Here is a 23,992-nt window from a genome sequence, read left to right as displayed (position 1 = left end):
GCTGTTTCATACCATCGGGAAACGGGTTTTGAGAAGCCGTTCGGCGCTTTTGAAAAGATTATAATCGGGTGTGGCTGCATATGGTCGCACGGCTTTTCCTTGTCGTTCAAAAGGCGTATAACCCGACAGATATAACAACCACATTCGATGGGGACCAATATGACCGCAGTTCATACGCATTTCATTGCCGGAAACAAGGTAGAAGGCAGTTCTGGAAAATTTCACGATGTCTTCAACCCTTCAACTGGCGAGGTGCAGGGAAAGACACCGCTGGCCTCTGCCGTGGAAGTGAATGACGCTGTGGCTGCGGCCAAAGCCGCTTTTCCGGGCTGGTCGCAAACATCGGTGGTGCGCCGTGCCCGCGTGATGTTCAAATTTCTGGAACTGGCCACGGCCGATAAGGATAATCTGGCGCGGCTGCTGGCGTCGGAACATGGCAAGGTTTTTGAAGATGCCAAGGGCGATGTGCAACGTGGCCTTGAGGTGATCGAATTTGCCTGTGGTATTCCGCATTTCATGAAGGGCGAATATTCCAATGGCGTGGCTTCGGGGCTGGATGTCTATTCCATGCGCAAGCCTTTGGGCGTTGTGGCTTGTATCACGCCGTTCAATTTCCCCGCCATGATCCCCATGTGGATGTTCGGTATTGCCATTGCGTGCGGCAATACGGTGGTCTTGAAACCATCGGAAAAAGACCCGTCGGTGCCCCTGCGCTTGGCGGAACTGATGCTGGAAGCCGGTGCGCCCGCAGGCGTTCTGAATGTGGTCAATGGCGATAAAGTGGCGGTGGATGCGATCCTTGACCATGCCGATATTGAAGCTGTCAGCTTTGTGGGGTCCACGGCCATTGCCCATTATGTTTATGCCCGCGGCACACAAGCCGGGAAACGGGTGCAGGCCATGGGCGGTGCCAAAAACCATATGATCGTCATGCCCGATGCGGATATTGATCTGGTGGTGGATAGCCTGATTGGGTCGGCCTATGGCTCGGCGGGAGAGCGCTGCATGGCCAATCCCGTTGCGGTGCCGGTGGGCGATAAAGTGGCCGATGCCATTATCGAAGGTTTGAAACCCCGCATTGCCGAATTGAAAATCGGTCCGTCCCTTGATCCGGCAATGGAAATGGGGCCGCTGGTCTCTGCCGAGCATCATGCAAAAGTGAAAAGCTATATTGATATGGGGGAACGCGAAGGGGCCGAACTGATTGTGGATGGCCGCGATTATCGCTGTCAAACCCAAGGCTATGAAAAGGGCTTTTTCATGGGGGCCAGCCTGTTCGATAAGGTCACCGCCGATATGCAAAGCTATCAGGATGAAATTTTCGGTCCGGTGTTGCAGATCGTTCGGGCCAAATCCTTTGAAGAAGCGATGGAATTGCCCAGCAAGCACCGTTACGGCAATGGAACATCCATCTTCACCCGTGATGGTGATGCGGCGCGGGAATATGCCGACCGGGTGGAAGTGGGCATGGTCGGGATCAATGTGCCGATCCCGGTGCCGGTGGCCTTCCACACCTTTGGCGGCTGGAAACAATCGGCTTTTGGCGATACCAACCAGCATGGAACGGCGGGTGTGCATTTTTACACCAAGACCAAGACAGTCACCAGCCGTTGGCCCACGGGCGTGCGGGCCGGAGCGGATTTTTTCATCCCCACGCTGAACGACTAATCGACGAAAGCGATATGAAAACCGGCGGCAACAAGAGAGTGCCGTCGGTTCATATCGTGCATCGACGGTCTTCGGCGCCGAATTTTTGACAGGAGAAAAGGGATGACGGTGCTGATCTATGGGGTGACGGGATATACCGGGCAGCTTGTTGCCGAAGAAGCCGCAAAAGCCGGTTTGTCGCCAATTGTTGCAGGCCGGAACGAAGAAAAAACGCGGGCTATTGCCGAACGTCATGGCTTTGACTGGACAGCCTTTTCTCTGGATGAAACGGAAAAGCTGCACGCAGCTCTTCAGGATGTGGACAGTGTCCTGCATCTTGCCGGACCGTTTTCCGCCACATCAAAACCCATGGCCGATGCCTGTATCAAAACCGGCACCCATTATCTGGACATCACCGGTGAAATCGATGTGTTTGAAGCGCTGGCCGCCCGCAATTGTGAAGCCAAAGCGGTGGGCGTGATGCTGATGCCCGGTTGCGGTTTCGATGTGGTGCCTTCTGATTGTCTGGCTGCCCATATGAAAGCCCGTTTGCCTGATGCCACGTCTTTGGAACTGGTGATCACGGGTCTTAATAAAATGTCCCGGGGCACGGCGAAAACCGGTATCGAGGGCCTGAAAAAAAGCCGTCGGGCACGCCGTTATAACCGCATCGTTGATCTGGACCAGCCGGAAGAAAAAGTATTTCATTTCCCCGATGGCATCACCAAGCAAGGGATTTCCGTTTCTTGGGGCGATGTGTCTACCGCTTGGCATTCAACGGGGATTCCCGATATCACCGTATTTTTTGAAAAGACCGGCGCCTTAAAGCAGATGGCAAAGATGGGGTTGGTGATGCGTTGGCTCTTGTCCACAGCGCCGGCGCAAGGCTTTTTAAAGCGCAAAATTGGTCAACGCCCGGCAGGCCCGACAACTGAAGAACGCATGGCAGGGCGCTCTCATATGCTTGGGATTGTAAAAAATGCGACGGGCGAAACCAGACGCACGGTTCTTACCACGCCGGAAGGATACAGCCTGACAGCCATGACAACGCTCGAGATTGTAAGGCGTATCGAGGCTGGCGATGTCTTGGCTGGATTTCGCACGCCATCCTTGCAATATGGAGCGGATTTTATCCTTCAGTTCGCGCACTGTGCGCGTCAGGATCTTGAGTGACTCTCTTTGTGTCTGTCTTTCCGTCTGCCCTGTGTCTTTGATCGTTCCCACATCCTAAATCAGGTAAAGTTTATGACTGCCAGTTCATTGCCTCCCTTGCCCATCTCTTTTTCCGATATCGAAGATGCTGCGCGCACCATTCAGGGGGCTGTTCTCAACACCCCGGCCACGCGGTCTGAAACATTGTCGGCGCTGACGGGGGCGGATATCGCGTTGAAGTTCGAGATTTTCCAATTCACCGCATCTTTTAAAGAGCGTGGGGCGCTCAACCGTCTCACGGCCTTGACGCCGGAAGAGCGGGCGCGCGGCATTGTTGCCATGTCGGCGGGAAATCACGCGCAAGGCGTGGCTTATCATGCCAACCGGCTGGGTATCCCCGCCACCATTTTTATGCCCGAAGGCACACCCTTTACCAAGGTGCGCAATACCGAACGCTTGGGAGCGACCGTGGTATTAAGCGGGGAAACGCTGGCGGAATCCACCGATGCCGCAAGGGAACTGGAAGCCAAGGAAGGGCAGGTGTTCATCCACCCGTTCGATGATCCTTTGGTGATGGCTGGCCAAGGCACATTGGCTGTCGAATTCTTGCAGGCCTTTCCGGATCTGGATGTTCTTGTGGTGCCCATTGGCGGTGGCGGGCTGATTTCGGGGATTGCCGTTGCGGCCAAGCATATCAAGCCCGATATCAAGATCCTGGGCGTTCAGACCGAAGCCTATCCGGCGATGAAGGCGGCGCTTGAAGGCCGCGAAATCCATCCCACAAAGGTCACCATTGCCGAAGGGATCGCTGTGAAAAAGCCCGGCCAAATCACCCGCGAGGTGGTGCGACAATTGGTGGATGATATTCTGATCGTCAAGGAATCGATGATCGAAGATGCCATTGATGCCCTGATGGAAATCGAAAAAGTGGTGGTGGAAGGGGCAGGCGCTGCCGGTTTGGCGGCGGTGTTGCAATTCCCCGATCTGTTCAGGGGCAAAAAGGTGGGGCTGCCTTTGTGCGGTGGCAATATCGACCCGCGAACCTTATCTTTTTGCGTGATGCGCGGGATGGTGCGCGATGGACGCATTTCCCGTCTGAAGGTCACGACGCTGGACTTGCCCGGCGCCTTGGCGCGGGTGACGGCGATCGTCGGCAAGGTGGGCGGAAATATCGCCGAAGTGTATCATCAACGGCAATTTGCCACGGCTCCGGTGAAATACACCGAGATTGAATTGGTTGTGGAAACCAAAGACAGGATGCATGGCGAACGCTTGGTGAAGGCTTTGGAAGATGCCGGTCTGGAAGTGACCGATACCTCTGGCGCTATGGCCATGCGCGGCTGATTTTTCCGGCGATCGTTAAACGGGACGAAGGGGCAGGGCGCACAGGCGGTCTGCCTCTTTCATTTTCAAGGTTAAAAGCGGATATCGGCCACGATGGGCAGATGATCCGAGGCTTTCGCGGTAACGGCGGTGCGCCATACATTGACCGTATCAAAATGCAGGCCCGGCGATAGATAAATGCGGTCCAGCGGTGCATGGGCCTTGCGTGTATGAAAGGTGGGCTGGTCGGTACATTCCGGTAAAAGCTGCGACAGCGGCTTGAACATCATGGAAGCCGGTTTCCAATTGTTGAAATCGCCCATCAGCACCACATGGCTATTGCGATGGCCTTGAATTTCATGAACCAATTGTTTGAGCTGGCGTCGTCTGTCCCAAGGGGTTAGCCCCAAATGCACATTGATGACCACCAGCGGCTCGCCTTTCCAGTGGGTATGGGCAAGGATGCAGCCCCGTGGAATATGCAGCGGCCAGGACAGATCCATAAGCTGATGGGTATGTGCCGCTTCGCGCATCAAAATCGCATTGCCATAATGGGCGCGGTTATGGAGCTTCGTTGGGCCTTGAATGACGTGATAGCCGGTCATTTTTTCAAGATAGGCGAATTGGTCAAAATTGCTCAATCCGCGATGATGCCAGCCCAATTCCTGCAAGGCCACCACATCGGCATCAATATCCAGCAGGGCCTCGGCAATGCGTTCGGGGGCAAAGCGGCGATCAATACCGATACAGCTATGGACATTATAGCTGGCAACGCGCAAGCGGCCCAAAACGGTCTCCTGTTGGTTGGTTATTCCTATAGACATATAATGAAAAAAGGCGGGATCAAGATGCCCGCCTTTTTGTCGTGATCTGATCAAGCCCGCAGATTATTCGGCCGGCGTGCCTTGTGCCCCGATGGTTCCGGTTTGGGCACGTTCTTCTTGCTGCTTTTTAAGACGCGCGGCTTCATAACCGGGCGAGCGTGTATATTTCGCAAGCATATCATAGAACACGGGCACCATGAACACCGTCAGGACGGTGGAAATGGAGACGCCTGCAAAAATCACCACGCCGATGGTCAGACGGCTGGCCGAGCCCGGTCCGGTTGCCATGATCAGGGGAACCGCGCCCATCACGGTGGACAGGCTGGTCATGATGATCGGGCGCAAGCGGATCAGGGACGCCTCAATAACGGCATCGCGGATTTCAAGGCCTTCATCACGAAGCTGATTGGCGAATTCCACGATCAGAATACCGTTCTTTGCCGCCAGCCCGATCAGCATCACAAGGCCGATCTGGCTGTAGATATTCAGCGTTGATCCCGAAAGATAGAGCCCCAAAAGCCCGCCGGCCGCTGCCAAAGGCACCGTCAGCATAATCACGAAGGGATGGATGAAGCTTTCAAACTGGGCTGCCAAAATCAGGAACACCACCAGAAAGGCCATGGCGAATGTGAAGAGAACTGCATTGCCCGCTTCTTTGAGTTCGCGGCTTTCCCCTTTGTAATCAATGGAAGACACATCGGGGAGGCTTTCTCGCACCACATTTTCAAGATCCGCCAAGGCTTCGCCCAGCGAATAGCCATCGGCAAGCTGTGCAGTCAGCGTCAGGGCGCGCACCCGGTTATAGCGATTGAGCGTCGCGCTGGCCGCTTGTTCACGCAAGGTGATCACATTGGATAGAGGGATCAAATCCCCGGACCGGTCCGACCGCACATAGATATTGGTCAGGTCCGATGGCTCGCGGCGATTGCTGTCATCGGCACGTACGATCACATCATATTCTTCGCCCCGTTCCACAAAGGTGGTGACCCGGCGGCCGCCAAGCATGGTTTCCAGAGTGCGGCCGATGGTGGACACTGACACACCCAGATCCGCCGCACGGTCGCGGTCAATGGCAACGCGTATTTGCGGTTGTGTTTCCCGATAATCGGTATCCACGCCGATCAGGGGCAGTTTTGCTGCTTCCTCTTCCAGAATGGTGCGAATTTTCGCCAGTTCTTCATAGGTATTGCCGCCGACCACGAAATTCACCGGATCGCGTCCGCCGCCAGCAGAAATACCTTGGCGCATATTGATGAACACGCTTACTCCGGTCATAGAGGCCAACCGGCCACGCAATTCGGCGATGATTTCATCAGCGCTGCGCTTCCGTTCGGACCAGGGCTTCAACACAATCACCGCAAAGCCCGAATTGTCGCCATCGGCGCGCACAATCACAATCCGCGCTTCTTTTGTTTCGTTCACCAGATACATGGCGCGCTTTTCGACCTCATCCATTTGCTCGCGCATATAGTTGAAGCCAGCCCCTTCAGGGCCACGGGCAACGAGGAAGAAAGAGCCACGGTCTTCGCGGGGGGCAAGCTCATTGGGAATGGCGTTTACAAGCCCCACGATCGATGCCGTGATCGCAGCGAACAGCAACAGGATAATGGCTTTGTTGTGAAAGCAATAGGTGAGCGCGTTTTGATAGCCACGCCGCAGCTTTTCAAAGCCATCATCCACATGGGCATTCACCCAGCCCTTCGGGCCTGTGCGGCGCAACAGCTTTGAGCACATCATGGGGGTAAGGGTCAGGGCGACGAGACTGGAGAAGGCGACGGTGGTGGCCAATGTGATGCCCAGTTCCGAGAACAGGCGTCCCACATTGCCTTCCAGAAAAGCGATGGGCACAAAGACGCCGATCAACACCAAGGTGGTGGCAATCACCGCAAAGCCCACCTGCCGTGCCCCATGATAGGCCGCCAAAAGGCGTGGTTCACCTGCTTCAACGCGCCGATAGATATTTTCCAGAACCACAATCGCGTCATCGACCACCAGCCCGATGGCCAGCACAAGGGCAAGCAAGGTCAAAAGATTGAGCGTCACCCCCAACAGGCTCATCACCGTAAAGGCGGCAATAATGCACACCGGCACCGTTACCGCAGGCACGATCACTGTGCGCAAGGAGCCAAGGAAGGAATAAAGCACAAGGAACACCAGAACCATGGCGATGCCAAGGGTTACATAGACCTCGTCGATGGCTTCAGCGATAAAGACTGATCCATCAAAGCTTTCATCCAGATCCATACCTTCAGGCAGCGTTTCGCGGATACGCTCGACTTCCGCACGCACGGCGTTCGCCACATCCAGCGTGTTGGCCGTTGATTGGCGGATGATGCCCAACCCCACGCGGGCAGCACCATTACCCCGGAAAAAATTCTGGTCGTCTTCGGCCCCCAGTTCCACGCGGGCCACTTCGCCCAAGCGGATCAGATGGCCATCATCACCAACCCCCAGAACCAGTTCGGAAAAATCCTGCGCGGTTTTATAATCGCGCTCCACCCGAACGGTAATATTACGATCGGTGGATTCAATCCGTCCGGCAGGCAGTTCGACATTTTCACTGCGCAAAGCGTTTTCAATATCGGTGGCTGTAAGATTACGCGCCGCCATGGCCTGCCGGTCCAGATGAACGCGCATGGAATAGCGCTGTTGGCCACCGATGCGAACGGTGGCAACGCCATCAGCCACAGACAAACGGTCCACAATGAAGCGATCCGCATAATCGGTGAGCTGCATCACATCCAGTACGGGGCTGACCAGAGAAAACCACATGATGGCATCGGTGTCGCTGTCCACCTTTGAAATTTCCGGCGGATCGGCTTCTTCGGGCAAATTGTTCAAAATGCGGCTGACACGGTCGCGCACATCATTGGCGGCGGCATCGATATCGCGGGTCAGGGTGAATTCGATAGTCACCCGCGAGCTGCCGTCCCGACTGGAGGAACTGATGGATTTGATACCCTCGATCCCGGCAATGCGATCCTCGACAATCTGTGTGACACGCGATTCCACCACGGCAGCAGAAGCGCCGGGATAATTGGTGTTCACACTGACAATCGGGGGGTCGATATCGGGCAGTTCGCGCAATGGCAATTGCGTGAAGCTGATAATGCCGAAGGCCACCAGCAACAAGCTGATCACCGTGGCAAAAATAGGCCGCTTGACAGAGATATCAGAGAGAATCATGTCCAGACCTCAGGCTTGGGGGCGGGCGACGGGCGCCTCACGATTTTGTACTTTTACTGTCATACCGGGCCGCAAGCGCATGGTTCCTGCAGTGACCACAAATTCGCCCGCTTTCAAGCCGGATAAAACTTCCACCACGCCGGGACGGCGAAGCCCCAGAGTGATTTGGCGACGTTCCACCGTATTGTCGGATTTTACAACAAAGACGAACTGGTCCTCACCCACTGGGATGATCGCCCCTTCCGGTGCGGCAATAGCCAGGCGTTCATTGTTGATCACTTCAACGGTAAGCAACATGCCCGGGCGCAGGCGTTTGTCTTCATTGGCGATTTCTGCGCGTACGGTGATGGCACGGGTAACGGGATCAACGCGGGAACTGACATTGGTCACTTTCCCTGTGAAGGTTTCGCCGGGATAGGCCGCAGCACGGGCCACCACCCTTTGATCGCGGCTCAATGCGGAGATAAACTGTTCGGGAACAGCGAAATCCAGCTTGATGGGGGTCACATCATCTAAAGTGGTGATGGGGGTTCCCGGTGACAAAAGGGCGCCGGGGCTGACCTGACGGACGCCCAGAACACCGGCAAAAGGCGCGCGCACCACACGGTCGGCGATGCGGGCTTTGGCTGCAGCCACTTGGGCCGTGGCCGATTCCACCAGCCGCACTCGTTCGTCCAGAACGGCGAGCGAGGCATTGCCCCGTTTCACCAGATCCTGCGTGCGTTCCAGCTGTTGTTTGGCTTCCAGCATCGTGGCTTCCGCTTCTGCCAGTAATGCTTCTTGTTCGGCCCGGTTAAGGCGCACCAGAACGGCGCCTTTTTCCACAATATCCCCATCGGAAAAATTCACGCTTTCAATGGTATCGGAGACTCGGGCACTGATGGTCACCGATTCATTGGCTTCGGTGGTGCCAATCGCCTCGATGCGGTTGGCAAAGGGGTGGGTGGTGATTTCAGCAGCCTGAACGGGGATGGCTTTGTCGCCAAAGCGGCGCTGGTCTGCGATGTCGCCTTGCGCGACATATAAATAAATTCCTCCGCCAAGGATGCTTAGCGCGAACAAGGTAAGGATAACGGAAATCAGACGTGACATATCGGGCCCAATGCATTTGAACGGGTAACAAAAATCCGAGACACTAGCGACGCAGGGGAGAAGCGGCCAAGGGTGATCGGCGCTTTCACACCCCCTCTTTGCACTCTGATACGAGCGCATCCCTGATAACCCTGCGTTTTATTTGGTGACTCTTTTCCTACACCTCATCCATCACCTGTGCCAAGCGGCAGGTGATGCATTGCGGCCTTTTTGGCACAATATCACTGTTTTATGATCTGGGCGTATAAGAAGATGAAAAAGAATATAAATCCATGCGGCGTACAGCATGGATAAGAGGCTTGACCTGTGTGCAAAACGGCTATTGCGCCGTGCGGTTCAAAAACGCATCGATGGCCGCAAGGCTTTCCGGTTCATCCAATAAAGGCGCATGGCCGCGATTATGGACGCTGCAGGCGGTGCAATCCGGATGCTTCTGGACCATGTCTTGCACGGTTTTTGTGGATAGAATATCCGACTGTGTACCGCGCAGCACCAAGACCGGCGTGACGGATAGGGCCTCATAAAGTGCCCACATGGAGGGCGGGGCCACCTCTCCCGCCTTTACCGCCATAGAGATGGCCGGATCATAGGCCAAAACGGGCCGGCCATCGGCATTTTCATGGTAAAGCCCGCGTGTGAAGCGTTCCCATTGGGCCTGGCTCAAGCCGGGCAGGGCCTGGCCATTGATGGCCTTCATATGGGCGATGGCATCATCCCAATCTTTTGCGGGTTCAACCGCTCCCACATAGCCCTTGATGCGCGTAAGGCCCGCCGGATCGATCTCCGGACCAATATCATTGAGCACCAATCCCGACAATAAGTCCGGATTTTGCGCCGCCAGTGCCATCCCGATCAATCCGCCCATGGAGGTGCCGATCACCACCAGCTTCGAGATATTTTCTTGCGCCAAAAGGGCAAGGACATCAGCGACATAGGTGCCGGGATGGTAATTTTCAGGATTGGGGTCATGTTCGGAAAGGCCGCGTCCACGCACATCCATTGCCAACACCCGAAAGTGCGGGGCCAGATGCAGCGCCAGATCGTGGAAGTCGGCGCTGTTGCGGGTTAATCCGTGCAAGCACAGGACGGGCAAGGCGGTTGTTTCTGCGTTCGGATAGTCACGATAATGCAAACGCAGACCATCAGCGCTGATAACAGTGCGGGACAGATAATCGGTCATAGACGCCCTTTCTGATGCTGCGTGCGCAAAACACGCTTGAGAATTTTCCCATTGGGGTTGCGGGGCAGCGTATCGGCAAACACAATCGCCCGCACCCGTTGTTGCTTGCCCAGCCGTTCATTGAGCCATTGCTGCAAATCTTCAGCGGTGATTGCGGCCGCCGCCACCACGATGGCAATGGGGGTTTCTCCCCAACGGTCGTCCGGCACGCCGATCACCGCACAGTCGCTTACGGCATCATGGCGAAGCAAGATGGCTTCAATATCGGCGGGATAGATATTCTGGCCGCCGGACAGGATCATGTCTTTCTTACGATCCACAATATACAGATAACCCTTGTCATCAAGACGGCCCACATCGCCGGTTCGCAGCCAGACATCGCCATTTTCATCACGCCACTGGCTTTCTTCGGTGGCATCTGGCCGGTTCAGATAACCGGGCATCACATAACGGGCGCGGCTGACAATTTCCCCTGCCTCTCCATGGGGGCAGGGATGGCCCTCATCGTCAATCAGGCGAATGTCGCATCCGGGAATGGGCCTGCCGACACTTGTCAGGCGGTTGGTCATGTCGTCGGGTGCCAGAACCGTCAAAATGCCTTCCGTCAGGCCATAAAGCTCGAAAAATGCGGTGGGCATCAGCGCCAATATCCGGCGTTTAAGATCAACGGGCATGGGAGAGCCAACGGTGATCGCCGATTGCAGGCTGGCAAGGCCTAGAGTGTCCGCCCCGGCATCCACCAGCCTTTGCCACTGCACCGGCACCATGGCGGTGTGGGTAATGCGAAGGCGCTTGATATCGTCAAGAGCCTGTTTGGCATCAAAGGCATCATGGACCACCACTGTTCCGCCCCCCAAAAGGGTGGCCAGCATCACGGCCCACATGATGTTGGAATAAAGCCCGATGGTGCAAAGACTTTTGGCACCGGCCCGATAGCCATAGGCAAGGGCAATATCATAGGCCCAGTGCAGGCGGCCTTGATGGCTGTGCACAATGCCTTTTGGAAGGCCTGTGGTGCCAGAGGAATAAATGATATTGCACGGTGCATCGGGCGGAATGGCAAGTGCAAGCGATGTGTCAAAAAACCGGCCCATCCATTGGGACAGGGACAGCCACTCGGCAGCGGCCTCATCGGCGCAGACGCATAAAGCGGGTCTTTTGGCCGTTTGAAAAATGGCATCGAGCCGGGGGCGTTGCTGATCGGTGACAAAGATCCCTTTCGCACCGGAATCGTCAAGCATGGCGGCTAGGGCATCATCACTGACAGAGAGATTGAGCGGCACGGAACAACAGCCCGCTTTCATTATGCCGAACAAGGCTTCCATCATGGCGCGGCCATTGTTCATCACCACCGCCACATGATCGCCCGGTCCCAGCCCTTGTTTTTTCAGGCCATTGGCAATGCGGTTGGTGGCTTTGTCAAAGTCTGCCCAACTGACAGAGCCGTCGCTGGTGATCAATGCCGGATGATCGGCCTGCCACCGCGCATGAAGCGAGAGATAATCGGGAAGCAGCGGAGCCGGTGCCTTGAAAGACACCGGTCCGGATTGGTTTTTATGATTTTGCACAGTCATGGCAAAAATCAGAACTTCATCGATACCGTGCCGGTAAAGGTCCGCGGATTGCCGAAGAAGGCGGTCAGCGTACTTTCAAGCCCAAGCTCTGGCGCGAAGGTATCGTCGTTCACAAAATCGAAGCCCGACACGATATATTCCTTATCGGTCAGGTTCTTTCCGTGGAACCCGATCTGCCAGCGTTCATTGTCCGAGGTCCAGACAATGCTGAGGTCGAACAGGATATAGCCTTCCTGATCCAGCTGGTTGCTGGAAATTTCGAACTGGTTGGTGGTGGAGCGATAAGAGGCCAGGGGCAAGAACGAAAGAGACCCGCTCGTTCCAAACAGTGTCAAAGGCGTGTTGTAATCAAGGGCGATATTCGCCGTCCATTCCGGGGTGTTCTGGAAGGTGGCCTGATCGGCGATATCCTGCCCGAAAGCGTCGATGAACTCCTGGAATTCGGCGTCGATATAGCCCACGGCAGCCGTGGCGCCCAGGCTATCGCCATTGGCCATCATGTTTTCCGCAATCGCGGCCGTCATCTCAAGCTCGATCCCGCGGATGCGCGCTTCACCCGCATTGGATGTGACCCCGACAAAGCTTTCGGCAACGCCGTCATTATCGGCATCAACGCCCACGGAGCCGGGGATCTGAATATCATCATAAGAGCTCCAGAAGGCCGACAAAGAGCTGTTCAACCGCCCATTAAACAAACTGCCTTTATGGCCGATCTCATAGGTGGTGATCTCTTCGGGCTTGAACATCAGGAATTCCTGAACATCGTCCGGGTCCGCTGCACCTGCGATGCCATCACCATCCAGATCGGGAGCCGCCGTTGCCGAGCCGCGCGGATCAAATCCGCCGCCTTTGAAGCCCTGCGAAAAGCTGAAATAGACCATATGATCTTCCACCGGCTTCCAGTTCAGGCTGGCGCGCGGCGTGAAATCATGGAAAGTCTCGCTGCCATTGAAATCGGTGGCTGTGGCAATGGGAAGGCGAGGTTCGCCGCCCAGCAGTTCGGAAAAGCCCCCCAGGAAGGTCTGGCGGACAATATTCGCCGTCCGTTTATCGGTGGTGAAGCGGCCACCCACAGACAGGGCCAATGTATCGGTGATGTCATAGGTGAAATCGCCAAATAGCGACCATGTTTCGGTATCCACATCGCCCAGGGTAAAGGCATTCAATCCCGGCAATCCCAGAAGTTCGCCTGTGGTCCCAAGGACAACATCAAAGGCATTGAACGCATTGGCGTCCATATAGAAGAATCCCAAAACCCCGTTCAGTTTCGAGCTGCTATAAAGCAATTGCAGTTCTTCACTGAACTGGTCATCGGTTGTGACCAAAGCAACATCCACATCCACCGCCGGCAAGCTGTCGAAATCTTCGGGCAAGGCGGATTTGTTATCCCGATAAGCGGTGATGCTTTTCAGTTGGATCTTGTCGTTCAGGGTATATTCGACCAGCATCGATGCCCCGCGATTGACCACATTGGCTTCCGGATTGTTGAGGCCCGCGCGGGTATCGAACACATCGTCCAGAACGGGCGCACCGCTCAGCAGCCCCGGGGTCAACCGCGATCCTTGGCGCGGATCGGAATTGTCATCGGTCCAGTCGCCAGACAGGCGGATATACAGATCCTCTGTCGGCGTCCATTCCATGCTCAGGCGGCCACCAAGAATGTCTTTGCTGCCATTCTCCAGGCCTTCCAGATTGAGATTGTCGCCAAAGCCATCGCGCTGGAAGCTGGCAACAGTCCCGCCAATACGGAATTCGTCCGCCAAAGGCAGAGAGAATGTGCCCACAAAGTCGCGCTGGCGATAGCTGCCGCCCGATGCTCGAACCCGGAATTCCGGCTCGTCGGCAATGCGCTTGGTGACATATTTGATGGCACCGCCGATGGTGTTTCGACCATAAAGCGTGCCTTGCGGCCCGCGCAGCACTTCAACCCGCTCCACATCATAAAGGTCAAGCACGGCCCCTTGCGGACGGTTGAGATAGACATCATCCACATAAAGCCCCACGCCCTGTTCGAAACCGGCTACCGGGTCTTGCTGGCCAACGCCGCGAATAAACGGGGTAAGGGTGGTGTTGGTGCCACGCGAAACCTCGATGGTGACATTGGGAACCATCTGGTTGAGGCCGGTGATATCCACGGTACCCATCCTGTCGAGGCTATCGCCGGAAAAGGCACTGACGGCAATGGGCACGTCTTGCAGGCTTTCCGTTCGGCGACGGGCGGTGACAACGATTTCCTCAACAGAGAAGCCGGAGGGACGCGCATCGGGTGTGCGCAGATTGGCATCGGTGGTGGGGGCCGCCTGTGCATAAAGGCGGCGACCCTCGACTTCACTTTTCTGAACGGGGACCTGTTTGATGGAAATGGTGCTGTCGTCCACCAGTTCAAAGGTCAGGCCCGATCCTTCCAACAGGGTCTTGAGGGCGGTTTCCCGGTCCAGAGTGCCTGTAATTGCGACGGAGCGAAGATCGCGCACCAGATTGTCGGACACCAATACCGACATGCCTGCCTGAACGCTGAAATCGATCAAAGCATTATCAAGGGACTGTTCTGGAATATCGAACCGTGCTGTTTCGGCAGCCGATGCCGCATGCAGTCCCATGCCGGGGATCAGCAAAGTGCCAAGCACGGTGCTGGCCGCAAGTGCGGAGCCAAGAAGCGATGCACGCATGGTGCGTTTCAGGCGATATGTATGGGCCACTGTTCTCTCCCTAAATAAATCCGTGGCCGCTTATGGTTGCAGCCTCTGATTCATCAGACGGTCCAGCGCCCAAATCCCTCAAAGTTTTTTTGACGGCCCGTTTTTTTGTGTCGTGCGGGCCCCCTGATCGATCCGGTCATCATAAAGCATGGTGACGCCACTGGGCAGGGTTACCACATCAACGGGCAAAGACATATCAAGAGCGCGCAGAATGGCTGCCCGGTCTTCGATGCGGATCACGGCGGTAACGGTGATATCTTGAAGGCTGTCATCGCCGATGCGCACATCGTCGGTCAAATACCGGTTCAGATCAGCCACCACAGTGGACAGGGGCGTGCCGCGGAAAATCATACGGCCATCGCGCCAGGAGGTGATGCGGGCCACATCCACTTTTTCCACGGGGCCGATTCGGTCAGTGGAAATGCTGGTCCCGTCACCACGATAAAGATCAATGGAGGCCACTACTTCTTTGCCGGAGCGCGGGGCCACATCCACATGGCCTTCCAACACGGCCACATCGGCGGAGCGGTCCGGGTGCATGCGGATATTAAAACGTGTCCCCAAAACCCGGACACGGCCATTTCCCGCATCCACAATAAATGGACGCTGCGGGTCGCGCTGCACATCGAACAGGGCTTCCCCTTCGATCAGGCGCACATGGCGTTCTTTGTCTTTCAGGCGAACAGCCACTTTGCTGTGGGTGTTGAGATAAATGGTGGTGCCATCATCCAAAAACAGGGTGCGTTGTTCGCCAGTGGCGGTCTGGAAGTGCTCTGCCCCCCAAAAGGGTGACCACGGAGTAAGTTCGAAATGCGTCAGCCCCACCAAAAGCGCGGAAAATCCGATAATCAGTGCGGCGGCAATCTGTGTCTTGAAAAAGGGTGCGCGGGCATTGGCGCGTGTGGTGGACTGCATCTCTGCCGTGTCTGGCTCCAGCCCGTCCATCGAGTCCCATAAGGCGCTGATTTCTTCAAAAGCGCGTCTGTGGGCCAGATTGGCTGTCTGCCATATCTGGAAGGCATGGCGCTCATCGCTGGATATGGCATCATCGCGCAGCCGGGCAAACCACTGGGTTGCCTCGTCCAAAGCTTTGCTGCGTGTTTTATGGGCCATAACTCTGTCTCGGTCGATATTTGAAGGCTGCCCCCCCCATGCGTCCCTATCTATATGACGCTCGGAAGATGAAGTCCCTCAGTGATTATTTACTCAAAGAACGCGCTTCCGACAGGCTGTCAGTGCGCGAATGATATATTTTTCCACGCTGCTTTTGGAAACGCCTAGTTCTGTTGCGATGGCGTCATAAGACAATCCGTGAAATCTGTGAAGAATAAACGCCTGCCTGCACCGGGGCGGCAGGGCGTTGATGGCATCACGCACCGCATCCAATTGTTGCCGGGCGGCAAGGCTGCGTTCGGGATCGGCATCGGGGCCCGCCATCAGATCATCGGGGCTGGCATCTCCCATATCGGGTTCGACATGAGCGCGGCGTTTCCGGTGGCGGAGCTTGTCGATGGCCAGATTGCGAGCACTTTTGCCGATGAAGGCCGCCAGATTGCCGATCGGGCCGGGATCGCGGATGCGCAGGAATCGTACATAAGCATCTTGCGTCACATCTTCGGCATCTTGTTGATTGTTCAAGGTGCCAACGATCCGGCGCACCAGACGTTTATTGCCAGTTCTTACCAAGTGATCCAATGTATCGGTATTTCGCCGTCCCATATTTCGGGATGCCTGTGTTTTATTATCGCCCCAAAGTCGTGAAATTAGATAGTGGGCGTGCCTGAAAAGCAAGCCTTTTCGGGGAGAGCCCACATTCCAGGGGTCTGCGCGCTCTTGTCGCGCTTGCACCTTATTCGAGAGCGGTTTAGCAAGTGCTTATGAAAACTGTTACATTTCATTATGGATCGTCGTCGGCGGGCGGGTTCGGTCGCGCCGCACAGGAACGGGCCATCGGGCGCTGGCTTTTGCTTGTTGCCGCTTTGGTGTTTTTGATGGTTGTCGTCGGCGGCATCACACGGCTCACCGAATCCGGTTTGTCCATGGTGGATTGGCATCCGGTAAAAGGGATTTTTCCGCCATTGTCTCAAGCGCAATGGGAAGAAACCTTCAAAGCCTATCAGCAATATCCCGAATACAAGATCATGAATCGCGGCATGACATTGGCCGAATTCAAAAATATTTTCTGGTGGGAATATCTGCACCGGCTTTTGGGGCGCCTGATCGGTTTTGCCTTTGCTTTGCCGCTGGCCTGGTTTTGGCTGCGGGGCCGCATCCCCACCGGATATAAAGGGAGATTGTTGGGGCTGCTGGTTCTTGGCGGGGCGCAAGGATTGTTGGGCTGGTTCATGGTTAAATCCGGGTTGGTGGACCATCCCGAGGTCAGCCATTACCGTCTGACGGCCCATCTGACACTGGCCTTTATTATTTTTGCGGCCCTTTTCTGGACGGCGATGAACCTGTTGTCGCATAGGCGTCCCATCCGCGATGAGGCGATGAATCGCTCTGGAAAATGGCTGTTGGCGCTGGTGTTCCTGCAAGTGATCATGGGCGGATTGGTGGCCGGCCTGAAGGCCGGCTATACTTATAATACATGGCCCATGATGGATGGCCGCTTCGTGCCTGCAAGCATTATGGACATGGCCCCGTTCTGGCGGAATTTCATCGACAATACGGCTTTGGTGCAGTTCGATCACCGCCTTGGGGCCTATGTGCTGTTTGCGCTTTCTCTGAGTTTGCTTGTCCGGACCATTCTCCGGCGCGAACCGGGGCGGGCGCAGGCCATGGCGGCGCTGCTATTCGGGGTTCTGTGCGTGCAGATCACCGTGGGGATTTTGACCTTGCTACATATGGTGCCGGTGGCTTTGGGCGCGGTTCATCAAGGCGGGGCGCTGGTGGTTCTCGCTGCTGTGCTGGCCTTTTTGCATATATACCGGAAAAGCGACCGGCCTTAGTGCATTTTGCAGAGGTCAAAAAAGCGGTAAAATAATACCGTTATCTTAAGCATATAGGATAACAAGCAGTTTTCCCTTGACCTTGCGAAATCCTGACGTTACACGACCCATGATCTCGGGTTTCCCTCGCCATGGGTGCGGGCGGCCTAAAGACAGGTTTATTTTCCAAGCGTAAAGGATCACCGGGTATGAAAACCTATTCGGCAAAGCCGAGTGAGGTTGAGAAAAAATGGCTGATCGTTGATGCGGAAGGGGTTGTACTTGGCCGCCTTGCATCACTGATTGCCATGCGCCTCCGTGGCAAGCACAAGCCAATGTACACACCGCATATCGATTGCGGCGACAATGTTATCGTTATCAACGCCGATAAGGTGAAGCTGACAGGTAACAAGCGCGATCAGAAAATCTATTACCGCCATACCGGCCATCCGGGCGGTATCAAGCAGGCAACAGCCAAGCAAATTCTCGAAGGCCGCTTTCCCGAGCGCGTGATCGAAAAAGCTGTGGAGCGTATGATTCCGCGTGGCCCTCTTGGTCGCCAGCAGATGCGCAATCTCAAAGTCTATGCCGGAACCGATCATCCTCATGAGGCGCAACAGCCCGAGGTGATCGATGTTGCCAGCATGAATCCAAAGAACGTGAGGTAATAGCATGGCATCGGAAAAGCAAAGCCTTCAGGATCTGAAGGATATGACCACAGCCGCAGCAAGCGATGATGGGTCTGCAGGGGATGTCGCAATCGAGCGCAAGCCTGAAATTGATGCGCAGGGCCGTGCTTATGCAACGGGTCGGCGTAAAGATTCGGTTGCCCGCGTTTGGGTGAAGCCGGGTTCTGGCAAGATCACGGTCAATGGCCGCGATCAGGCGCAATATTTCGCACGTCCCACGCTGCGTCTTGTGGTGAACCAGCCCTTCGATGTGGCCGGTCGTAAAGGCCAGTTTGATGTGATCGCAACCGTCAAGGGTGGCGGTTTGTCCGGTCAGGCCGGTGCGGTGAAGCATGGCATTTCCCAGGCGCTTCAGCGTTATGAGCCGGAATTGCGTGGCGCCTTGAAGGCCGCAGGCTTCCTGACCCGCGATGCGCGTATGGTTGAACGTAAGAAATACGGCCGCGCCAAAGCCCGTCGTAGCTTCCAGTTCTCCAAGCGCTGATCTTACAAGGATCATCGCCAAGCCTTTCAAAAAGGGCCGCTCTCTTGGAGGGCGGCCTTTTTGTTATATGGTATGATAAACGCCGTGCTTGTGGTGATGGGGCAGGGGACGGCGTTGCGTCGCATGCAAAAAAACGACGATCTGTGGCATCAGACGTGCGGGTGGCTGGCTTCTAACGGACTCGTTACTATCTGTTGTGATGGGCTGTGTTAGAGATACAGCTTGTGCCAATATGTGAGAAGTGATGATGCGGTTGGTGATGCGGGTACAGGCGACCCTGTTTGCGTTGGCGATACTGGGACTTTCTCTGGCCAGTCTTTTCGTGCCTCTGGATCGGGCCATGGCCGCCCAACCTCTGGCAGAGATCAGCAATCCCAATTCCCGGCTCGAGATTTATGCGGAGCGGACCACCGTTGCGGCGGGCCAGCCCTTGTGGCTGTCCCTGCGTTTCATTCCGGCGCAGGGCTGGCATACCTATTGGCAGAATTACGGCGATTCGGGAAAAGCCCCCACATTCGATTGGACCTTGCCTGCGGGCTGGACGGTGGAAAGCCCGCTTTATCCTTTGCCGCACCGGATTCCTGTGGGCCCCTTGATGAACTATGGCTATGAAGCGCCGCAGGATCTTTTGGTCAAGATCATGCCGCCCGCAGATTTGCCCGATCAGGCTTTTGATCTGGCGCTGTCTGCTGAATGGCTGGTTTGCGAAGAGGTGTGCATCCCTGAATTTGCGGATCTGTCCTTCAAGATGATCCCCGGCAAGGGGTCGGTCACGCCGGACATGGCCGAGCTGTTTGCCAAAGCGCGGGCTGCCTTGCCCCATGATGCGCCCTGGCAGGCATCGGCCCGGATGAGCCAGGATGCTTTTGCGGTGACAATCGCCATGTCGCCGGATGATGTGTCCATGGCATCGGACGCCTATTTCTTTCCTGTTACCAGCGGGCTGATTGATTATGCCGGGACGCAGATTGTCACTTCCGGCCCCGATGGCCTGACCCTTTCTGTGGCGCGGTCCGGTCATGCACCCTCGATGGACAGCGCGGCCGGCGTGTTGATGCTGACCAACGCGGCGGGCCAACGGGAAGGCTTTGCCCTTGATGTGCCCATTGTGATGGACCCGTCATTGAGCGTTCCCGATCCCGCTGATGCGGGGGGATTTTCCGGCCTTGAATTGGGCTTGGGGCAAGCGATTCTGTTCGCGCTTCTGGGGGGAATGGTGCTCAATTTGATGCCTTGCGTGTTCCCGGTTTTATCCTTGAAGGCCTTTTCCCTGATCAAAGCCCATGGCGAAGGAAATGTTGCGGCCCGGCGTGACGGATTGGCCTATATGGCCGGAATTCTGGTCAGCTTTCTGGGCATTGCCATTGTGTTTTTGGCTTTGCGCGCTACTGGCACCGCGATTGGCTGGGGCTTTCAGTTGCAATCGCCCGTTATCGTTACATTGGTTGTGATGGTGCTGTTTGCATTGGGGCTTAATCTTGTGGGCGTGTTTGACATTGGCGGACGGTTTTCCGGCATCGGCCAAAGCCTGACCGAGAAAAAAGGCATCAGTGGTGCTTTTTTCACAGGAGTTCTGGCCACCATCGTTGCCACGCCCTGCACAGCGCCCTTCATGGCCCCGGCTTTGGGCTTTGCCGCGATCCAGCCAGTGCCGGTGGCTGTGGCCATTTTCCTGAGCCTTGGGGCCGGATTGGGCTTGCCATATCTGCTGGTTTCTTTCTTCCCGCCGCTGCGGCGGTTGCTTCCGCGTCCCGGTCCGTGGATGGTTGTTTTCCGTCAATTGCTTGCCTTCCCTATCTTTTTGACGGTGGTGTGGCTGCTATGGGTTCTGGCCCGTCAAGGGGGCGCGGATAGTATCGGGCTGGCGCTTTTGCTTCTGGTGGCCCTTGGCTTTCTGTTGTGGCTTTGGCGTGTGGCTGGCCCTGCAGGGCGCTTGGCGCGGATCATGTCCTTTGTTGCCGGTTTGGCGGTGTTGGCGGTCATGCTGATGTCGCTCGGCTATCTGGCGCAGCATCAACCGGGGGCTGTCGCTGGCCTACAGGGCGGGCAAGATGTCGCCTCTTATGAAACGGCGATGGGCGTTGCGGATTGGTCCCCTGAAAAAGTGGCTAAGCTGCAAGCGAATGACCAAGCCGTGTTTGTGTATTTCACCGCCGATTGGTGCATCACCTGCAAGGTGAACGAGCGGGTGGCTTTGGCCGATCCTGATGTGATTGCTTTTGTGAAGGCACAGTCTATTGCGGTGCTGAAGGCGGACTGGACCAACCAGAATGATGCGATCGCAAAGGCGCTGGCATCATTCGGGCGCAATGGGGTGCCGCTTTATGTCTATTATGATGGCTCGATGGCCGAGCCGCAGGTCTTGCCACAGATCTTGACGCCGGGCACATTGTTGTCGATTTTTGCCATGGAAAATTCCTGAAGAGAACACATGATGAAACATATTTTCGGACGCTTGGCTCTTGCCTCTATGCTGGCTTTCGCTTCAATGACGGCTGTGCGCGCCGCTCCGGAGCCGGGGCAGGAAGCGCCTGTATTTTCCGCCAAAACAACCGTGGGGGACGTCATTTCTCTGGAAGATTTGCGGGGGAAACGGGTTGTTCTGGAGTGGACCAATGATGGCTGCCCCTTCGTGACCAAGCATTATGAAACCGGAAATATGCAAAAAACCCAGCGGATGCTCACCGAAGACGATGTGGTGTGGATTTCCATTATCTCTTCGGCTCCGGGCAAGCAGGGCTATGCCACCGCTGATGAAGCCAATGCCATTGCCGCGCGGCATGGTTCTTATACGAATCATATCATCCTTGATCCTCATGGGGATTTGGGGCGGCTTTATGGAGCGCGCACCACGCCTGAGATGTTCTTGATCGACAGCGATGGCACGCTTGCTTATGCGGGGGCGATCGATGATCGCCCTTCGGCCCGCCATTCCAGCGTTGAAGGCGCGACAAACTATCTTCTGGCCGCTTATGAGGATTTGAAAGCGGGCCGTCCGGTGGCAAAAGCCTCGTCCCAGCCTTATGGATGTTCGGTAAAATACGGGTCTTGATATGTAACTTTTATGCAATTTTTGCGTGTAAAATATGCATGTTTGCGGGAGATTTAAGGAAAAATTAAATTACTGCGTGATATTTCCGGTGAAAATTAAGATCTAGAAACACGCTACATATCAGTAGTCTATCACAAAGGAATTTGTGCAATGGCGGTGGGGGCAGAGCGCGTTCTTGCTCAGGGCGATATTATCGTTTCTAAAACGGACACCAAGGGGCGCATTCAATATGCAAACCGGACGTTTTTAAGCATAGCAGATTATGAGGAACGGGACGTTCTTGAAAAACCTCATAATATCATCCGACACCCCGACATGCCGCGAACGATTTTTAAAGTGCTTTGGGATCGTATCCGTTCTGGCAATGAGCTGTTCACCTATATCAAGAACGGCACTAAAAATGGCGATTATTACTGGGTGCTCGCCCATGTGACGCCAACATTCGACAGCAATGGCCAAATCATAGGCTATCATTCAAACAGACGTGCGCCCAATCGCCCTGTGATTGCCGAGATGGAGCAATTGTACCGCGAGATTTCCAAACGGGAATCATCGCAAGGCGATCGCAAGGCCGGATTGATCGCCGGCGAAGCGCTTTTGAATGAGAAACTGGCGGCAGCCGGCCAAACCATAGACCAGTTTGTGTTTTCTTTTGCATCCAATGAGAAGGTTGCGGCATGAGCTTGTTTAAACGCGCGGGAAAAATGGCGATCGGCGGCGGGGCAGATGTGGCAAAGCTGGAGGCCCGTATTGCTGAATTAGAGGCGGAATGCCAGCAATCCGATGCGGCGATCCAGCGCATCGAAAAGGTGTGTCTGGCTGCTGCTGCGGGGGATTTGGAAGCCCGTTTGATTGATATCCCCGAAGATGGACCGGGCGCACAGTCCATGCATGCCCTGAACCATCTATTGGATATGACCGATGCCTTCATGCGTGAAGCCCGCGGCACGTTAAAGGCGGCAAGCGAAGGGCGTTATTATCGGCGATTCATGCGCCGCGGTATGCTGGGGTCCTTTGGCGATGGGGCTGTTGATATCGACAATGCCCGCGCCGAAATGGCCCGCATGGAAGAGGCAAGCCAGGCGCAAAGAGAAGACATGGCAAAGCGGTTTGAAACGCAATTGTCTTCAGCCATTACAAATTTGCTGGACCTGTCGGAAACCATGGAAAACACGGCCCGTCGGATGTTTGACGAGGCCTCCCAGGCGCTTGAGAAAACCGTTGCGGTGAGTGCGGCAGCGGAAGAAACAAGCTCTAATGCCCAGATGATTGCCGCCAGTTCCGAACAATTGACGGCGTCTATTTCTGAAATCAAACGCCAAAGCCAGAATTCCACATCGGTTGTGGATAATGTCGGTGGTGATGTTAGAGCCGCAGAAACGGCGGTTCAAGGATTGGAAAAGGCTGCGGGCAGTGTGGAAAAGGTGGTGTCCTTCATCCGTGATATTGCCGATCAGACCAATTTGCTGGCCCTGAACGCCACCATTGAAGCGGCCCGCGCCGGAGAGGCAGGGAAGGGATTTGCCGTTGTCGCCAGCGAGGTGAAAGCGTTGGCCAGCCAATCCGCCAAGGCAACGGAGGAAATCGCTCGGCAGATTGACGATATGCAGAAAGCCACATCCAGCACCAGCCAATCGATTCAGGCCATTGCGGCGCAGGTCAGCTCCTTGGGTGAGGTGATCGGGGCGATTGATAGCGCGGTGGATGAGCAATCTTTGGCAACGGATGAAATTGGCGGAAATCTGCAGCAGGCGGCGGAAGGCTCTCAAGAAGTGGCCTTGATCATCACCGATATCCGTAAGGCGACAGAATCGGCAGGGGCTGGTTCAAATGATGTTTTGGAAGCCGCCCGTGCAGTAAAAGCGCAATCCACCGATGTCAGCGACCGTACGCAGGATTTCCTACGTATGATCCAGAAGGCCTAAGCGCGGGGGCCCCTATCCTTCAATGTGTCTTCGGCGGTTCTTGTTGCTGGGTTTGCCGCCTATATCGGGGCATGTGTTTCTTGAATTGTCGGAAAATACCATCAAGTTTCATAATTTCTTAAGGAATTAGTTACCCGGGCTTTGCAATCCTGCTCTTAGGGGGGGGGCTAGGTTCAGGACTCATTAAAGCCACCAAATTACGATAGCAGCAATACAGATTGCAGAAAAAAATGTA

General features: G+C 55.5%; 18 protein-coding genes. 10 read left to right on the top strand and 8 right to left on the bottom strand.

Annotated features, from left to right (window positions below; all coding sequences use genetic code 11):
* The first annotated feature begins 159 nt into the window (after positions 1-159).
* The 3 genes from IEX96_RS11665 to IEX96_RS11655 all read left to right on the top strand — a co-directional run bounded on the left by IEX96_RS11665 (position 160) and on the right by IEX96_RS11655 (position 4,143).
* The gene (locus IEX96_RS11665; RefSeq protein ID WP_150006198.1) at positions 160-1,668 is read left to right on the top strand and encodes a CoA-acylating methylmalonate-semialdehyde dehydrogenase; all 1,509 of its coding nucleotides are present in this window, start codon (positions 160-162) and stop codon (positions 1,666-1,668) included.
* Between the two features lie 102 nt (positions 1,669-1,770).
* Positions 1,771-2,820 carry a saccharopine dehydrogenase family protein gene (locus tag IEX96_RS11660; protein ID WP_188873975.1) on the top strand — a complete coding sequence of 350 codons (1,050 nt, stop codon included), beginning with the start codon at positions 1,771-1,773 and terminating at the stop codon, positions 2,818-2,820.
* 72 nt (positions 2,821-2,892) lie between these two features.
* Positions 2,893-4,143 carry a threonine ammonia-lyase gene (locus IEX96_RS11655; RefSeq protein WP_150006199.1) on the top strand — a complete coding sequence of 417 codons (1,251 nt, stop codon included), beginning with the start codon at positions 2,893-2,895 and terminating at the stop codon, positions 4,141-4,143.
* 71 nt (positions 4,144-4,214) lie between these two features.
* On the opposite strand, the gene IEX96_RS11650 is transcribed toward IEX96_RS11655, so the two are convergent.
* The 8 genes from IEX96_RS11650 to IEX96_RS11615 all read right to left on the bottom strand — a co-directional run bounded on the left by IEX96_RS11650 (position 4,215) and on the right by IEX96_RS11615 (position 16,396).
* Positions 4,215-4,910, bottom strand: coding sequence for an endonuclease/exonuclease/phosphatase family protein (locus IEX96_RS11650; protein ID WP_188873974.1), 696 nt, complete (start codon positions 4,908-4,910; stop codon positions 4,215-4,217).
* Between the two features lie 99 nt (positions 4,911-5,009).
* Positions 5,010-8,132: an efflux RND transporter permease subunit gene (locus tag IEX96_RS11645; protein WP_188873973.1), complete on the bottom strand. Its 3,123-nt coding sequence runs from the start codon at positions 8,130-8,132 to the stop codon at positions 5,010-5,012.
* 9 nt (positions 8,133-8,141) lie between these two features.
* Positions 8,142-9,224 (bottom strand): efflux RND transporter periplasmic adaptor subunit, encoded by a 1,083-nt coding sequence (locus tag IEX96_RS11640; RefSeq protein WP_188873972.1) that lies wholly within the window; start codon positions 9,222-9,224, stop codon positions 8,142-8,144.
* A 319-nt stretch (positions 9,225-9,543) separates the two neighbouring features.
* The gene (locus IEX96_RS11635) at positions 9,544-10,404 is read right to left on the bottom strand and encodes an alpha/beta fold hydrolase (protein WP_150006205.1); all 861 of its coding nucleotides are present in this window, start codon (positions 10,402-10,404) and stop codon (positions 9,544-9,546) included.
* Positions 10,401-11,978 (bottom strand): class I adenylate-forming enzyme family protein, encoded by a 1,578-nt coding sequence (locus IEX96_RS11630; protein WP_150006206.1) that lies wholly within the window; start codon positions 11,976-11,978, stop codon positions 10,401-10,403. Before IEX96_RS11630 ends, IEX96_RS11635 begins: the two co-directional genes overlap by 4 nt.
* A gap of 8 nt (positions 11,979-11,986) precedes the next feature.
* Positions 11,987-14,677: a TonB-dependent receptor gene (locus IEX96_RS11625; RefSeq protein WP_188873971.1), complete on the bottom strand. Its 2,691-nt coding sequence runs from the start codon at positions 14,675-14,677 to the stop codon at positions 11,987-11,989.
* Positions 14,678-14,755: 78 nt separating this feature from the next.
* Complete coding sequence (locus IEX96_RS11620; protein WP_150006209.1) at positions 14,756-15,790, bottom strand: FecR family protein; 1,035 nt, start codon at positions 15,788-15,790, stop codon at positions 14,756-14,758.
* A 93-nt stretch (positions 15,791-15,883) separates the two neighbouring features.
* Complete coding sequence (locus tag IEX96_RS11615; protein WP_150006210.1) at positions 15,884-16,396, bottom strand: RNA polymerase sigma factor; 513 nt, start codon at positions 16,394-16,396, stop codon at positions 15,884-15,886.
* Positions 16,397-16,554: 158 nt separating this feature from the next.
* On the opposite strand from IEX96_RS11615, the gene IEX96_RS11610 reads away from it, so the two are divergent.
* The 7 genes from IEX96_RS11610 to IEX96_RS11580 all read left to right on the top strand — a co-directional run bounded on the left by IEX96_RS11610 (position 16,555) and on the right by IEX96_RS11580 (position 23,757).
* Entirely contained in the window at positions 16,555-17,628 is a 1,074-nt protein-coding gene (locus tag IEX96_RS11610) for a COX15/CtaA family protein (protein WP_150006211.1), read from the top strand.
* 188 nt (positions 17,629-17,816) lie between these two features.
* The gene (rplM, locus tag IEX96_RS11605; protein ID WP_188873970.1) at positions 17,817-18,275 is read left to right on the top strand and encodes a 50S ribosomal protein L13; all 459 of its coding nucleotides are present in this window, start codon (positions 17,817-17,819) and stop codon (positions 18,273-18,275) included.
* Between the two features lie 4 nt (positions 18,276-18,279).
* Positions 18,280-18,780 (top strand): 30S ribosomal protein S9, encoded by a 501-nt coding sequence (gene rpsI / locus IEX96_RS11600; RefSeq protein ID WP_150001434.1) that lies wholly within the window; start codon positions 18,280-18,282, stop codon positions 18,778-18,780.
* 244 nt (positions 18,781-19,024) lie between these two features.
* Entirely contained in the window at positions 19,025-21,202 is a 2,178-nt protein-coding gene (locus IEX96_RS11595; protein ID WP_150006212.1) for a protein-disulfide reductase DsbD family protein, read from the top strand.
* Positions 21,203-21,211: 9 nt separating this feature from the next.
* Complete coding sequence (locus IEX96_RS11590) at positions 21,212-21,832, top strand: redoxin domain-containing protein (RefSeq protein WP_229773708.1); 621 nt, start codon at positions 21,212-21,214, stop codon at positions 21,830-21,832.
* Positions 21,833-21,982: 150 nt separating this feature from the next.
* Positions 21,983-22,513, top strand: a complete 531-nt coding sequence (locus IEX96_RS11585) for a PAS domain-containing protein (RefSeq protein WP_188873969.1) — start codon at positions 21,983-21,985, stop codon at positions 22,511-22,513.
* On the top strand, positions 22,510-23,757 hold the full coding sequence (locus IEX96_RS11580; RefSeq protein WP_188873968.1) for a methyl-accepting chemotaxis protein: 1,248 nt from the start codon (positions 22,510-22,512) through the stop codon (positions 23,755-23,757). The genes IEX96_RS11585 and IEX96_RS11580 overlap by 4 nt, the downstream gene beginning before the upstream one ends.
* Positions 23,758-23,992: the final 235 nt, after the last annotated feature.

Source organism: Iodidimonas muriae (genome assembly GCF_014647255.1).
Lineage (GTDB): Bacteria > Pseudomonadota > Alphaproteobacteria > Sphingomonadales > Rhodothalassiaceae > Iodidimonas > Iodidimonas muriae.
The sequence above is the reverse complement of the archived record's forward strand: the minus strand, read 5'-3'. Positions and strand labels throughout refer to the sequence as shown.

Bases quoted from the DNA above. Each gene is read 5' to 3' on its own strand.
- IEX96_RS11635 (WP_150006205.1), bottom strand. From the start codon at position 10,404: ATGACCGATTATCTGTCCCGCACTGTTATCAGCGCTGATGGTCTGCGT.
- IEX96_RS11590 (WP_229773708.1), top strand. From the start codon at position 21,212: ATGATGAAACATATTTTCGGACGCTTGGCTCTTGCCTCTATGCTGGCT.
- IEX96_RS11645 (WP_188873973.1), bottom strand. From the start codon at position 8,132: ATGATTCTCTCTGATATCTCTGTCAAGCGGCCTATTTTTGCCACGGTG.
- IEX96_RS11630 (WP_150006206.1), bottom strand. From the start codon at position 11,978: ATGACTGTGCAAAATCATAAAAACCAATCCGGACCGGTGTCTTTCAAG.
- IEX96_RS11620 (WP_150006209.1), bottom strand. From the start codon at position 15,790: ATGGCCCATAAAACACGCAGCAAAGCTTTGGACGAGGCAACCCAGTGG.
- IEX96_RS11655 (WP_150006199.1), top strand. From the start codon at position 2,893: ATGACTGCCAGTTCATTGCCTCCCTTGCCCATCTCTTTTTCCGATATC.
- IEX96_RS11585 (WP_188873969.1), top strand. From the start codon at position 21,983: ATGGCGGTGGGGGCAGAGCGCGTTCTTGCTCAGGGCGATATTATCGTT.
- IEX96_RS11665 (WP_150006198.1), top strand. From the start codon at position 160: ATGACCGCAGTTCATACGCATTTCATTGCCGGAAACAAGGTAGAAGGC.
- IEX96_RS11595 (WP_150006212.1), top strand. From the start codon at position 19,025: ATGATGCGGTTGGTGATGCGGGTACAGGCGACCCTGTTTGCGTTGGCG.
- IEX96_RS11660 (WP_188873975.1), top strand. From the start codon at position 1,771: ATGACGGTGCTGATCTATGGGGTGACGGGATATACCGGGCAGCTTGTT.
- rpsI (WP_150001434.1), top strand. From the start codon at position 18,280: ATGGCATCGGAAAAGCAAAGCCTTCAGGATCTGAAGGATATGACCACA.
- IEX96_RS11610 (WP_150006211.1), top strand. From the start codon at position 16,555: ATGAAAACTGTTACATTTCATTATGGATCGTCGTCGGCGGGCGGGTTC.
- IEX96_RS11580 (WP_188873968.1), top strand. From the start codon at position 22,510: ATGAGCTTGTTTAAACGCGCGGGAAAAATGGCGATCGGCGGCGGGGCA.
- rplM (WP_188873970.1), top strand. From the start codon at position 17,817: ATGAAAACCTATTCGGCAAAGCCGAGTGAGGTTGAGAAAAAATGGCTG.
- IEX96_RS11615 (WP_150006210.1), bottom strand. From the start codon at position 16,396: ATGGGACGGCGAAATACCGATACATTGGATCACTTGGTAAGAACTGGC.
- IEX96_RS11640 (WP_188873972.1), bottom strand. From the start codon at position 9,224: ATGTCACGTCTGATTTCCGTTATCCTTACCTTGTTCGCGCTAAGCATC.